Below are 13,672 nucleotides of genomic sequence, written 5' to 3'. Positions count from 1 at the left end.
TCTTTTTGAACGCAACGCACAGCACGCTGCGGAACACGCTGAGAGGCATATGAAGCAACGCGCAGAAGCAGGTGACCGGCTGGGATACTGGCGCCGCAACCTCCGCTATGTGGGGGCGCTCCTCGGGGTCTGGGCGCTGGTGTCCTACGGCGCCGGGATCGTGTTCGCCGGCGCGTTGGACACGATCCGTATCCCGGGTACCGGGTTCCCGCTCGGGTTCTGGTTCGCGCAGCAGGGAGCGATCTATGTCTTCGTCGTCCTGATCTTCGTGTACGTCTTCCTCATGAACCGGCTCGATCGGGAGTTCGACGTCGACGAGCGTGACGAGGAGGGCGCGGCATGACGGTCCTCCAGTGGACGGCGACGCTCGTCGGGCTTTCGTTCGCGCTCTATATCGGGATCGCGATCTGGTCGCGGGCTCGCTCGACGAGCGAGTTCTACGTGGCCGGCAAGGGCGTCCATCCCCTCGCCAACGGGATGGCGACGGCGGCGGACTGGATGTCGGCCGCCTCCTTCATCTCGATGGCCGGGATCATCTCCTTCCTGGGTTACGACGGCTCGGTCTACCTCATGGGGTGGACGGGCGGGTACGTGCTCCTGGCGCTGCTCCTCGCTCCATATCTGAGGAAATTCGGCGCGTTCACCGTCCCGGACTTCGTGGGCGAGCGCTACTACTCCCAGACGGCGCGCGTCGTGGCCGTGATCTGCGCGATCTTCGTCTCCTTCACCTATGTCGCGGGGCAGATGCGGGGCGTGGGGATCGTGTTCAGCCGCTTCCTCGAGATCGACATCGGGCTGGGCGTGGTCATCGGGATGGGGATCGTCTTCTTCTACGCGGTGCTGGGCGGGATGAAGGGGATCACCTACACGCAGGTCGCGCAGTACTGCGTGCTCATCTTCGCGTACATGGTGCCGGCGATCTTCCTCTCGATGCTCATCACGGGCATCCCGATCCCGCAGATCGGGTTCGGCGCGGCGGAGCAGGAGACGGGGACCTTCCTGCTCGACCGGCTGAACGGCCTGCACGAGGAGCTGGGTTTCGCGGCCTACACGGACGGCACCAAATCGATGCTCGACGTGCTGGCGATCACGGCCGCGCTCATGGTGGGGACGGCGGGACTGCCGCACGTCATCATCCGGTTCTACACAGTGCCGAGGGTGCGGGACGCGCGGATCAGCGTGGGCTGGGCGCTGGTGTTCATCGCGCTGCTGTACACGGCGGCGCCGGCGGTTGCCGTGTTCGCGAGGACGAACCTGCTGAATACGGTGACGGACGCGCCGTACGCGGAGATGCCGGACTGGTTCACGAAGTGGGAAGCGACGGGCCTGATCTCGTTCGAGGACCACAACGGGGATGGGTTGATCCAGTACGTAGGGGCGGACGCGGTGGACGGGGCGGGCCAGCCGGTCGCGAACGAACTCACGATCGACCGCGACATCATGGTGCTCGCCAACCCGGAAATCGCGCGGCTGCCGAACTGGGTGGTGGGCCTCGTGGCCGCGGGTGGGCTGGCGGCGGCTCTGTCGACCGCGGCCGGTCTCCTGCTGGTGCTCTCGGCGGCGGTCAGCCACGACCTGCTCAAGCGCAACTGGCGGCCGGACATCAGCGAGAAGGGTGAACTGATCGCGGCGCGGGTGAGCGCCGGGGTGGCGGTCATCGTGGCGGGGTATCTGGGGATCAACCCGCCGGGCTTCGTGGCGGAGGTCGTGGCGTTCGCGTTCGGGCTGGCCGCGGCGTCCTTCTTCCCGGTCATCATCCTCGGGATCTTCTCGAAACGGCTCAACCGCGAGGGGGCGATCGCCGGCATGCTGTCGGGGATCACGCTGACGGCGGCCTACATCGTCTACTTCAAATTCGTGAACCCGGCCGCGAACGTGGCGGAAAACTGGTGGTTCGGGATCTCCCCCGAGGGCATCGGCGCACTCGGGATGACGGTGAACTTCGCGGTCGCGAGCATCGTGTCGCGGTTCACGCCGGCGCCTCCCCCCGAGGTTCGAAGCCTGGTCGAGCGCATCCGGGTACCGCGCGGGTCAGGCGAGGCGCACGAGATCAGCGGCTGACCTCATGCCGGGATGGCACCACGGCCCGGGCCTTGAGGAACGCCTCTCGAGGCGCTGGATGGACTGGGGGTCCTGCGGACCCTCGTGCTGGCGCCGCTGGCGTTCCGGCGAGCGGGCGTACAGGCCACCGGCGTGCGTCGGATCGAGTCGCGGGTTCCCGCGTGCGCGGCCGCTCTGGGCCGGACGGTTGGAGGCGTCGACGCCGCGGCGTGTGTGACCGCGCTCGAGGCGGCGATCGAACTCTATACTGAACTCGGGAGGCCGGCGGGCAGGGGAGCGAGGTCGAAATGAGCGAGGTCGAGCGGGAGGTCCGGGCGCACGCCGCGGGGCTTCCCGCCAGGCTCGGGCGTCCCGGCCCGGGGTCGTAGGACATCTGTTCCGGGATCGACGCCGCCGACATCTTGCGAGCGTCGGCTCATCTCGCGCCCCGGGAGGCTTCATGACCGCCAGACCACAGCGACCTGAACTTACGCGCACGGCAGCGATCTGCCGTCCGAGCGCGATCCCGGCGGTTCTGCTCGGGGCAGCCTGGCTGTGCGCCGGTTGCGCGCCTGGGGGTGGCGACGGCAGCGGCGCGGAAGGCGGCGACCCGGCGACGACGGAAGCCGTCCACTTCGAGTTCACGGAGGTCGTGCCCGGCGTCTACCACGCGCGCGGCGCCAGCGATCTCGTCGTCGGATCGAACGCCGGCGTGGTCGTGAACGCGGCCGATGTCCTGCTCGTCGACTCACACATCTCCCCCGCGGCGGCGAACGCGCTCATCGAGGACCTGCGCAGCCTCACCGACAGGCCCGTGCGCTACGCCGCGAACACGCACTGGCACTTCGATCACGCGCACGGGAACCAGGTCTATCCACCCGAGGTGGAGATCATCAGCCACGAGGCGACGCGCGCGGCGATCGCGGCGGGTCGGTCAAACTCCGGACGCTCGTACGAACTCTTCGTCGGCTCGATCCCCGGGCGGATCGAACAGCTGGAGGCGACCCTCGATACGATGACCGACGCGGAGGCGCGCGCGGAGCTGGAGGCCACGCTCGAAGGGCAGCGGACCTACTATGCGCAACTGCAGGAAGTCGTACCCACGCCCCCCAACACGACGCTCTCGGAGCGGCTCACGCTCTACCGGGGCGGGCGCGAGATCCAGTTCCACTTCTTCGGCCGCGCGCACACGGAGGGGGATGTCATCGTCTACCTGCCGGGCGACCGCGTGATCATCACCGGGGACATGCTCACGGGCGGCCTCCCCTACATGGGCGACGGCTACGTGAAGGAGTGGATCGAGACGCTCGACCGGGTGAAGGCGCTCGACTTCGACTGGATCATCCCGGGTCACGGCGCGCCGTACCAGGAGCGAGAACGGATCGACCACCTGCAGGCGTACCTCCGTGATCTGTGGGACCAGTCTGTGGCGCTGCAGGCTCAAGGGGTGAGCGCCGAGGACGCCGCGGCGCGCATCGACCTCACGGCGCACGCCGCCAACTTCGGCGGGATCAGCGGCCCCGGCGCGAATCCGGTCGCGGTGCTCCGCATCTTCGAACTGCTGGACGGCACGGCAAACTGAGAGGAGTCATGATGTCCACCGATTCGAACCGGCGCGATTTCCTGAAGGTCACGGCTGCGGCGGGCGCCGCCCTCGGGCTCGGGATCCCGGCCGCCGCGTGCTCGGGCCCCGCAGGCACGACCCAGGCCTCCGGGAGCGGCGGGAGGCTCCTGATCCTGGGCGGGACCGGGTTCATCGGCCCCTACCAGGTGAGATCCGCGCTCGACCAGGGGCTCGAGGTCACGATCTTCAACCGCGGCAGTCGACCCGGCATGTTCGAGGGGGTCGAGGAACTGGTCGGCGACCGGAACGGCGACTTCGAGTCGCTGCGCGGTCGCACGTGGGACGTCGTCATCGACAACTCCACCTCCCGCCCCGACTGGGTGACGAGCATTGCGGAGTTTCTGCGCGACTCGGTCGAGTACTTCTACTACGTCTCCTCGCGATCGGCGTACGCGAGCCACTCCACGGTGCCGATGACGTCGGAGGTACCGTCCTACACCTACGAGACGGCCGGCCTGGACCGGGCGACCGCCGACATCACGCAGCTGCCGTACGGTCTCGCCAAGGCGGAGTCCGAGCGCGAGGTGATGCGGATCTTCCCCGACCGATACGGGATCTTCCGCCCGGGCCTCATCATCGGCCCCGACGACCCCACCGACCGCTTCACCTACTGGCCGGTGCGGATCCAGCGCGGCGGCGAGGTGCTGTCTCCCGGCGACGGGACGGACCCGGTCCAGATCATCGATGTTCGCGACCTGGGCGACTTCATGGCGCTCTCCTCCGATCAGGGGCACACGGGCATCTTCAACCTCATCGGTCCCGCGACGCCGCGGCCGATGGCGGAACTCCTGTACGGGATCCGCGCGGTGACGACGGCCGAGACGACGTTCACGTGGGTGCCGCGTGAGTTTCTCGCCGAACGCGGGGTGCGGCCGTACGCCGAGATGCCGGTGTGGCGGCCTCCGACCCCGGGGGCGGAGGGGTTCGCGCGCTTCGATCTCTCCAACGAAGTCGCGCACGGGCTGACCTTCCGGTCGCTGGCGGACACGACGCAGGCGACGCTGGACTTCCACTTCTCACGCACCCCCGAGCGGCAGGCGGAGATGCGGCCGGGGCTCCCGGCGGACCGGGAGGCGGAGATCCTGCGGGAGTGGCACGCGTCGCAGTGAACGCCGGGCGCCCTTGCTGCCCGGCCTGAACGGGACGACACTCGTCTCGTCGGAACCATCGCGCGGCGCGGTGCGAGAGGTGCCGGCTGAGACCGATGCAAATGGAGGCGATGTGAAGGACCGAAACCGAGAACACGCTCCCGAGGACCTACCCGGCAACGACCTTGAGGACGGTATCGAGGCGTCAGGCGGTTCCGGCCTCACCCGGCGGGCGCTGATTGCGGCGGCCGCGGCCGCCGCAGGCACGGCGATAACCGCAGGCGCCACACGCGGGCTGGTCGTTCAGGAGGCGCCCGATCCGACGAAGGTCGCGGGCGCGCGTCCGGTCGTGGTCGGTTCGCGTTCGCCACACGAGACGCCCCGCAAGCTCCTGTCGGGGTCCATGGGCGGCTCTTCGCGCACGCCGCTGCAGGATCTGCACGGGATCATGACGCCGGCGGACCTCCATTTCGAGCGCCACCACCACGGGATCCCGGAGATTGACCCTGCCCGCTACCGCCTCCTCATCCACGGCATGGTCGACCGACCCACTCTCTTCACGCTCGAGGACCTGAAGCGCTTTCCGCAGGTCTCGAAGCTCCTCTTCATCGAGTGTTCGGGGAACGGCGGCGGCGCCTACTCTCCCTCACCAAATCCGGAGAACACGCCGCAGTCGATCGACGGCCTCCTGAGCACGAGCGAGTGGTCCGGCGTCGCGCTCTCGACGCTGTTCGAGGAGGTAGGGGCGCACGCGGATGCGACCTGGTTTCTCGCCGAGGGGTCCGACGCGGCGGTAATGGGCCGCAGCATCCCGATGGAGAAGGCCTGGGACGACGCCATGATCGCGTACGCCCAGAACGGCGAGGCGATCCGGCCCGAGCAGGGTTACCCCGCCAGGGTGTTCCTGCCCGGGTGGGAGGGAAACGCGAGCGTGAAGTGGGTCCGGCGGCTGGAGCTCTCCGACCGGCCCTCCATGTTCCGCGACGAGACCTCCAAGTACACGGATCCGCTCCCGGACGGAACAGCGAGGCAGTTTTCGTTCGTGATGGACGCGAAGTCGGTCATCACCTATCCGACCTACCCGCGGCGTCTGTCGGAGCCCGGCTTCGTCGAGATCTCCGGTTACGCCTGGACCGGCCGGGGTCTGATCGAGCGCGTGGAAGTCAGCACGGACGGGGGCGACTCGTGGCACGACGCCGTGCTGCAGGAGCCCGTGCTGCCCAAGTGTACGACCCGGTTCCGCCATGGCTGGGAGTGGGACGGCGGCCCGGCGCACCTGCTGAGCCGCGCCACCGATGAGACGGGCTACACGCAGCCGGTTCGCCAGCAGGTGCTCGACGCCCGCGGCCCCGGCACACGCTACCATTCCAACGCAATTCGGGGATGGCGCGTGGCCAGCGACGGCTCGATCGCGTTCGCGCCCGTATGAGCCCGGCAACGACGGTGCGGAGATGGACGACGCTGGCGGCCCTGTTGCCGGTTCTGGCGGCCTGCGGCTCGGGCGATGGCGAGGGCGGCCCGGCCGCCGACCCCGGGACGGCGATGGTCGTGGCGACCGGTGGCGCCCAGGTAGCTGCAGGGCGGTCCGGCGCGGCCGAGCCCGTGTACGGCTTCGGTAGCCCCGCGAGCGAGTCGCAGATCGCCGCGTGGGACATCGACATCGGCCCCGACGGCGCGGGCCTGCCACCCGGGCAGGGCACGGTGGCGGAAGGGCTGGAAGTCTGGGAGAGACACCGCTGCGTTCTCTGCCACGGCCCCACCGGGCGGGAGGGGCCGAACGACCTGATCGCGGGACGGATACCGGGCGACGAGTTCCCGTTCGCCAACGACCGCAGCTTGCGGTCCACCGTCGGCAACTACTGGCCCTACGCCACGACGCTGTTCGACTACACCCGTCGCGCCATGCCCTTCGACATGCCGGGCACCATGACGGATGACGAGGTCTACGCGGTCGTCGGCGCCATGCTCTACTTCAACGATCTGCTGCCGGCGGACGCCGTCGTCGACTCCGCCACGGTCGTCGACACACACATGCCCGCCCGCAACCGCTTCGTCCCCGACAACCGAACCGGCGGCCCCGCAATCCGCTGACCGACCCGCTTACAGTTCGGCGGCGAGCTGGTCGCGGTATTCCTGGAGTTCGGCGCGTTCGACTTCGGGTAGCGTGGGGTGCGTGAGGTCGAGGGTGGCGAGTTGGTCGCGCACCAGCCGGGCGACGACGAGCCGCATCCAGGGCTTCGAATCGGCGGGAATCGCATACCACGGCGCCCACGGGCGGGCAGTCGCGTTGATCGCGTCCTCGTAGGCGACCATGTACTCGCCCCAGTGCCGCCGCTCTTCGATGTCGGCTCGGCTGAACTTCCAGTTCTTGTCGGGACGGTCGATCCGGCGCAGGAACCGGCGCGCCTGCTCCTCCCGCGAGATGTTGAGCCAGAACTTGAGGACCACCGTCCCGTTGCGGGCCAGGTGGGCCTCGTGATCCCGGATCGACTGGTAGCGCTCCTCGCAGCGTTCCATGATGGGCAGGCGGCGGGGAAGCTTCTGCCGCTCGAGGTACTCGGGATGGACCCGCACGATGAGGACTTCCTCGTAGTAGCTGCGGTTGAAGATGCCGATGCGCCCCTTCTCGGGTAGACGGAGCGTCGTGCGCCAGAGGAAGTCGTGCCCCGCCTCCTCGTTCGACGGCGCCTCGAAGGCGTTGATCCGGAAGCCCGCGGGGTTCACGCCCGTCATGGCCGCCCGCAGCGTCGAGTCCTTGCCGGCGGCGTCCATCGCCTGGAAGACCAGCAGCACCGCGTAGTGCTGGTGCGCGTGGAGACGTCGCTGGAGCCGCGAGATGTCGCGCACCGCGCGCTTCAGTTCCTTCTTCAGCGCGGCCTCGGAAGGCGCGTCGCCGGGCGGCGTTGTTACCGCCCGGGAGATGTCGAAATCACCGTTGTAGGTGACCCTGAACGGACTCTCGGGCGGCGAGAAGTCAATCATGCGCAATCAGCCCGTGCGGAGGCCTGGCAGCACCCGGATCAGAACCGGGAACTGCGCAGCCACGTGTCGGCCCGGGCCCAGTGGCGGTCGAACTCGCGACGGGCCTCCTGCGCCTGGGCCGTCTTCTTCTGCGCATCCAGCGCCTGCATGAGGCCGAACCAGGCCCAGCCCTGATTGGGCAGGTCCTGGAGCGCGTCGCGGTACACCTGCTCCGCGTCGGCGGCCCGGTCGTTCTCGAGCAGGATCGCACCGAGCGTGTGGCGCACCGGCAGGTGCCAAGCCCGCGGCTCAGAGTAGATCAGTCCGTCTTCCTTGGCCACGCCGGCCTCGAGGGCCTCGATCGCCTCGTCCGCCATGCCCCGCGCGTGCAGAATCTCGCCCGCGAGGATGGACCGTGGCAGCGCGACGACATCGGCCAGCGGGCTGAACCGGAACTGGGCCGAAGGATCGGCTTCCGCCAGGACCTCGTCGATCTCGTCCAGATGATCCTGCGCGATGTCGATGTGCCCCAGCCGGAGGTACGCGAGGCCGCGCGAGAAGCTCCACGCGACGAGTTCCATGGGTTCGCGCGAGGCGGGGCCGTCGCCGTCCAGGATCTCGCTCCAGCGCCCGAACGCGGCGTAGGTGAGCGGGATGTACGAGGCCCAGGGACCCCGGTGCCGGGCCAGGTCCTTCGCGGCCTGGATGGCGACCGCGCTCTGCCCGTCCATCACGGCGGCGTTGAGCAGCATGTGCAGGTTGTGTGACGGATAGACGCCGGGAGGGCCACCGTGCTCGGCCTTCTGGTCGGCGTGCCACGCCTGCTGGTTGCCGCGCACCGCATCGCCCCAGCGACCGATGTTCATGTAGATGTGCGTCGGCATGTGGTGAATGTGGCTCACCGCGATCTGGCTTCCGAGGTGGTCCGAGCACGCCTCCGCGAGGCCGGGATCCTCGGACGCCTCCACGAGATGGATGTAGAGGTGGCAGGCGCCGGGGTGGCGGATGTTGCGGCCCAGCACGGTCTCGATAATCGGCAGGATCTTCTTCACATCCTTCGCTTCGAGATCCACATCGCCGCGACGGGGCCGCAGCAGCATCCACGCCTCGGCCTGGAGTGTGAGAACGTCCAGATCGTCCGGGTAGCGCGCCGCGACCTTGTCCATCTCGCGCGCGTAGAGGGTGTCGAGCATCCTCCTGCGATCCCGGTCGGGATCGGCCTCGAAGCGCACGGAGAAGGCGTCGATGAGCGCCCGCTCGACCTCGCTCGCGCTCGACACGTGCTCCCTCGCCTTCTGCATGGCGGCGTGGGCCGACCGCTCGTTGCCGGGGGACATGCCGCCGTTGAGGTACGGCGCCAGCGACCACGCTTCACCCCAGTAGCAGGAAGCGCACTGCGGATCCTCCACCTGCGAGGCCCGGAACGACTCCTCGGCGATCGAGGTGCCGAAGGCGTACATGAAGAGCAGGCCCTCGTTGAAGTACGCCCGCGCCTTCTCCGACTCCGTGGTGACCGCGCGCGTGTGCGGGCCCAGGTCCCCGTACAGGGGGGTCGGGTTGCCGTTGCCGTTCCCCGCCCGGGCGGCGCCGGCCATGGAGGCCCCCGCCATCCGCGGCGCGTCACGCTGCCCGCTGCTACACCCGGCCAGGAACACCGCCAGGATCACTGGCAGGCCCACCGCAAACATCCGATCACGTCTCCGCATGACTTCCTCCTGCGTCAGTCAGATACCGCTAGATCACCGGGCCCGCCGTACACACGTCCGGCGGACAGTCGTCTTCGTACCCCTTGAAATTCTCGTGGAACAGCCGCGCCAGGTGCGCCGCCTTCTCGTCGTACGCCGCGGGATCCGGCCACGTCGCCCGCGGCCGCAGGATCTCGCTCGGCACCCCGGGCACCTCGGTCACGACGTGGATGCCGAACACCGGGTCCGGCTCGGTCGGCGCATCCGCGAGCGCACCCTCGTGGATCGCGTCCACCATGCGGCGCGTGCTCGGCAGATCGATCCGCGAACCGACGCCGAACGGCCCTCCGCTCCACCCCGTGTTCACGAGCCACACGTTCACGCCGTGCTCGCGCATCCGGTCCGCCAGCAACCCCGCGTACTTCGCCGGGTGCCACACGAGGAACGGGCCGCCGAAGCAGGGCGAGAACGTCGCCACGGGATCGGTGACGCCGACTTCCGTGCCCGCGACCTTCGCCGTGTACCCGCTGATGAAGTGGTACATGGCCTGCTCGGGCGTCAACCGGCTCACCGGCGGCAGCACGCCGAACGCGTCGGCCGTGAGAAAGATGACGTCGGTGGGGTGCCCGGCCACGCACGGCACCTTCGCGCTCGGGATGAACTCGATCGGATAGCTGCCGCGCGTGTTCTGGGTGATCGACGCGTCCGACCAGTCCACGCTCCCGTCGTCCCGCAGCACCACGTTCTCCAACACCGCGCCGTGGCGAAGCGCCCGGTAGATGTCGGGCTCCTTCTCCTCGGAGAGGTCAATCGTCTTCGCGTAGCAGCCGCCCTCGATGTTGAAGATCCCGGAGTCGGTCCAGCAGTGCTCGTCGTCGCCGATCAGCAGCCGGTGGGGATCGGCCGAGAGGGTCGTCTTCCCCGTCCCCGACAGACCGAAGAGGAGCGACGACGCCCCCGTCTCCGGGTCGGCCGTCGCCGAGCAGTGCATGGAGAGCACGTCCCGCTTCGGCATGAGGTAGTGCATGACCGTGAATACGCCCTTCTTCATCTCTCCCGCGTACTCCGTGCCCAGGATGCAGGCCTCGTTGTCCGCGAAGGAGAGGTCGACGCTGGTCGGAGAGGTGACGCCCTCCACCGACGGGTCGGCCTCCTCCTGGCCCGCGTTGCAGACCACGAAGTCGGGCTCGCCGAACTCCGCCAGCTCCGCGGGCGTGGGGCGGATCAGCATGTTGCGCATGAAGAGGGCGTGATACGGGCGGTTGCAGATGATCCGGACGTTGAGCCGGTACTCCGGGTCCCAGCCCGCGAAGCCGTCGATGACGTAGAGGAGGTCCTGCGCGTTCAGGAAGGCCCGCGCGCGGGCCCGGTTCCGCAGGAAGCTCTCGCGCTCGAGCGGGAAGTTGACCGGGCCCCACCACACGTCGCTCTCGGTCGCCGGGTCACGGACGATATGCTTGTCGTTGGGTGAGCGGCCCGTCTTGGCCCCGGAGAAGGCCACGAGCGCCCCGTTGGCCGCCTTCACCGCGCCGGGTTCGCGTCCGCGGAGGGCGTCGGCGTAGATCTCTTCGACGGAGGGGTTCCGCTTGATGCGGGTGACGGTGATGCCGTGTGCGCTGAGGTCGATGGTTCCGATATTCGCTCTCGTAGTCGCCATATCTCAGAGTCGCCATATTCGGGGGAGGGCCGGCCCGGCGACGGACCATGGATTGGGACGGGTCCCGTGCGCCGGATCGAATCGGCGCCGACCGTCCGATTCACAAACAGTCGGTTAGAATAGGGGTTCGGACTTGAGATGACCACTGAAACGAGGGACACCGTGATGAACGACCGGATGCAGTCTGCCTCGACCTTCTCGACGTTTTCCCTTCCTGCGATCCCGCGCGGGTTCGTCGTCGCGCTGTGCGGGTTGGCGGCGGTCTGGGGGGCTTCGCCCGGGCGCATCGCCGCGCAGGAGGCGGACGACCCGCCGTGGCGCTGGTCCGAGGCGCGCGTGTTCGAGGCCGTGAACCGCGTGCGCGCCGGCCGCGACCTCAACCCGGATTCATGGCCGGACGGCGGCCGCGTCGCCGTGCTGCTCTCCTTCGACGTGGACAACGAGACGGTCTGGCTGCGGAACGGCGACACCAACGTGGGGGGGCTCTCGCAGGGAGAGTACGGCTCGCGCGTCGCCCTCGGCCGCGTCGTGGACCTGCTCGACGAGCATGAGATCCCGGCGTCCTTCTTCGGGCCCGCGCTCAGCTTCAGCCTCGCGCCGCACCAGATCGGGATGATACAGGCGTCGGGCCGGCACGAGATCGGGATCCACGGCTGGATCCACGAGCGCAACGCGACCCTCCCGCGCGAGGAGGAGGAGCGCCTCCTGCGCATGGCCGTCGAGCGCATGACGGAACTCGTGGGGGAGCGCCCCGTCGGCTATCGCGCCCCGTCGTGGAACTTCAGCGACGCGACGCTCGACCTCCTCCTGGAGATGGACTTCCTGTACGACTCATCTCTGATGGCCGACGACCGGCCGTACGAGATCAACGCGAACGGCCAGCCCACGGGCCTCGTCGAACTCCCCGTGGACTGGATCCTGGACGACGCGCCGCTCTTCAACCCGCTCGGCGACCGCTACGCGAGCCCGCGCGAGGTACTGCAGGTCTACAAGGACGAGTTCGATGTGGCGTACGAGGAAGGAACGATGTTCCTCCTCACCATGCACCCGCACTACATCGGGCACCGCTCACGGATCGTGATCCTGCGCGAACTCATCGAGCACATGCGGTCGAAGCCGGGCGTGTGGTTCGGCACGCACCGCGACGCCGTCGAGTGGGTCCGAGCCCAGGCACACATGCCGTGACATATTGGCGTCATGAGCGTATGTTGTTATGTCATGAGAACCACAATTCGTTTGGACGATGACCTCATGCGGGCGGTGAAGCGTCATGCGCTCGAGTCGGGAACGACCGTGACGGCCGTCATCGCGCAGTCGCTACGGGAACGGCTTCAACGGCACAGGGATCGGACTTCGAATCCGCCCACGGCGCTTTCTCTCGTAACCACGGGGGAGGGCGGCCTGCTGCCCGGCGTCGACCTCGATGATTCCGCGGCCCTCATCGAACTCATGGAAGACGGCGTTTGATCCTTCCCGACGTCAACATCCTCGTCTACGCGCATCGCCAGGATGCTCCGGACCATCGGCGATACCTCGACTGGCTGGTCTCCAAGGTCGACTCCGATGCGGCCTTCGGGCTGAGCCCGCTGGTCCTCAGCGGATTCATCCGCGTGGTCACGCATCCGAAGGTCTTCAAGACTCCGAGTACTCTGTCCGAGGCGACCGCGTTCGCGGAGCAACTTCGTGAGCGGCCCAACTGCATCGAGGTGACACCCGGCGCCCGCCACTGGACCATCTTCGTACGGTTGTGCCATCAAGCCGGGACGAGGGGCAACCTAGTGCCGGATGCGTATCTGGCGGCAATGGCGATCGAGAGCGGGTGCGAGTGGGTGACGGCCGACCGCGATTTCAGCCGATTCGAGGGCCTGAAGTGGCGCCATCCGCTGGCAGTCCGCAGCAAGACGCTGCATCAGCACCGAGAACAGTGAGTCAGGCCTGAGCAGCTGAGGATACGCGCGGCTGCCGGTGAACGGGGAAGCATGAGGTATCCTCGGGCCGGCCGTCACGTTTTCGCCCGCCGCATGCGTCACTCTATCGGGCCGCCATTTGAAGCGCCCCCAAGCATCGATGCCGTGGCCCGTCGCTACACACTTACTGTTGGACAAGATTCCCCCTTGTATGGGGGGGCAACGTGATATCTAGGGGGAGAGCCCCGGGGGAGAGCCCCGGGGGAGAGCCCCGGGGGAGGGGGATCCACCTCTGGCCTTGGAGGCTCGCGTTGACTCGATCCAAGCTGTTCTCGCTCGTCGCCCCAATCGTCGCCATCGTCCTTGCGCTGGCGTGGCCCACCAGCGTAACTGCGCTGGCCGAACCTTCTTTCCTCGACAGCGGGATACGGGAGGCAATCGCAGAGTGTTCCGCATTGACCTCTCACGCTGCGGAGTTCGATGTTTCGAGCTACAACGAACCATCAACGCTGTCGGCGGTGGGCTACGAGCCGGACCTCGATACGGTACGCCCCCAAACATCGGTGTCGCCTAGTGTTCTCGACGACTCTGCGACCCAAGGGCCGTGTGCCTGGGCGCTCGCCCTTGTGGTCGGGGCCTGCGGTTCAGCTGGCCTCACGATCATCATACCCGATCCCATACCTGGGGTGGATGAGATTATTCTCACCCGT

General features: G+C 68.2%; 13 protein-coding genes. 10 read left to right on the top strand and 3 right to left on the bottom strand.

Translation table 11 applies throughout. The features are described 5' to 3' along the window. Positions 1-49 precede the first annotated feature (49 nt). From ACOOHF_RS06570 to ACOOHF_RS06540, 7 genes are all read left to right on the top strand, one after another. Complete coding sequence (locus ACOOHF_RS06570) at positions 50-343, top strand: DUF4212 domain-containing protein (RefSeq protein WP_420463885.1); 294 nt, start codon at positions 50-52, stop codon at positions 341-343. Further along, on the top strand, positions 340-2,061 hold the full coding sequence (locus ACOOHF_RS06565; RefSeq protein ID WP_420463884.1) for a sodium:solute symporter family protein: 1,722 nt from the start codon (positions 340-342) through the stop codon (positions 2,059-2,061). The genes ACOOHF_RS06570 and ACOOHF_RS06565 overlap by 4 nt, the downstream gene beginning before the upstream one ends. Positions 2,062-2,145: 84 nt before the next feature. Further along, positions 2,146-2,352 carry a hypothetical protein gene (locus tag ACOOHF_RS06560; protein ID WP_420463883.1) on the top strand — a complete coding sequence of 69 codons (207 nt, stop codon included), beginning with the start codon at positions 2,146-2,148 and terminating at the stop codon, positions 2,350-2,352. Between the two features lie 148 nt (positions 2,353-2,500). Further along, positions 2,501-3,622, top strand: a complete 1,122-nt coding sequence (locus ACOOHF_RS06555) for an MBL fold metallo-hydrolase (protein ID WP_420463882.1) — start codon at positions 2,501-2,503, stop codon at positions 3,620-3,622. Positions 3,623-3,633: 11 nt separating this feature from the next. Continuing rightward, the gene (locus ACOOHF_RS06550) at positions 3,634-4,773 is read left to right on the top strand and encodes an NAD-dependent epimerase/dehydratase family protein (protein ID WP_420463881.1); all 1,140 of its coding nucleotides are present in this window, start codon (positions 3,634-3,636) and stop codon (positions 4,771-4,773) included. Positions 4,774-4,885: 112 nt separating this feature from the next. Continuing rightward, positions 4,886-6,181, top strand: a complete 1,296-nt coding sequence (soxC, locus tag ACOOHF_RS06545) for a sulfite dehydrogenase (protein WP_420463880.1) — start codon at positions 4,886-4,888, stop codon at positions 6,179-6,181. Beyond that, on the top strand, positions 6,178-6,843 hold the full coding sequence (locus tag ACOOHF_RS06540) for a c-type cytochrome (RefSeq protein ID WP_420463879.1): 666 nt from the start codon (positions 6,178-6,180) through the stop codon (positions 6,841-6,843). Before soxC ends, ACOOHF_RS06540 begins: the two co-directional genes overlap by 4 nt. Before the next feature lie 9 nt (positions 6,844-6,852). Here the strand turns inward: ACOOHF_RS06540 and ACOOHF_RS06535 are convergent, their stop codons facing one another. From ACOOHF_RS06535 to pckA, 3 genes are read right to left on the bottom strand one after another with little or no spacing between them, the layout of a single operon-like run. Continuing rightward, complete coding sequence (locus tag ACOOHF_RS06535) at positions 6,853-7,734, bottom strand: PPK2 family polyphosphate kinase (RefSeq protein WP_420463878.1); 882 nt, start codon at positions 7,732-7,734, stop codon at positions 6,853-6,855. Positions 7,735-7,772: 38 nt separating this feature from the next. Continuing rightward, positions 7,773-9,419, bottom strand: a complete 1,647-nt coding sequence (locus ACOOHF_RS06530) for a tetratricopeptide repeat protein (protein ID WP_420463877.1) — start codon at positions 9,417-9,419, stop codon at positions 7,773-7,775. Positions 9,420-9,447: 28 nt separating this feature from the next. After that, positions 9,448-11,055, bottom strand: a complete 1,608-nt coding sequence (pckA, locus tag ACOOHF_RS06525; RefSeq protein WP_420463876.1) for a phosphoenolpyruvate carboxykinase (ATP) — start codon at positions 11,053-11,055, stop codon at positions 9,448-9,450. A 138-nt stretch (positions 11,056-11,193) separates the two neighbouring features. Between pckA and ACOOHF_RS06520 the strand changes: the two genes are divergently transcribed. From ACOOHF_RS06520 to ACOOHF_RS06510, 3 genes are read left to right on the top strand one after another with little or no spacing between them, the layout of a single operon-like run. After that, on the top strand, positions 11,194-12,240 hold the full coding sequence (locus ACOOHF_RS06520; RefSeq protein WP_420463875.1) for a polysaccharide deacetylase family protein: 1,047 nt from the start codon (positions 11,194-11,196) through the stop codon (positions 12,238-12,240). A gap of 33 nt (positions 12,241-12,273) precedes the next feature. Then, complete coding sequence (locus tag ACOOHF_RS06515; RefSeq protein ID WP_419167938.1) at positions 12,274-12,522, top strand: ribbon-helix-helix domain-containing protein; 249 nt, start codon at positions 12,274-12,276, stop codon at positions 12,520-12,522. Next, entirely contained in the window at positions 12,519-12,983 is a 465-nt protein-coding gene (locus tag ACOOHF_RS06510) for a type II toxin-antitoxin system VapC family toxin (RefSeq protein ID WP_419934201.1), read from the top strand. Before ACOOHF_RS06515 ends, ACOOHF_RS06510 begins: the two co-directional genes overlap by 4 nt. Positions 12,984-13,672: the final 689 nt, after the last annotated feature.

Source organism: Candidatus Palauibacter sp. (assembly GCF_965216145.1).
Taxonomy (GTDB): Bacteria; Gemmatimonadota; Gemmatimonadetes; order Palauibacterales; family Palauibacteraceae; genus Palauibacter.
This window is presented reverse-complemented; position numbering and strand designations above follow the sequence as displayed.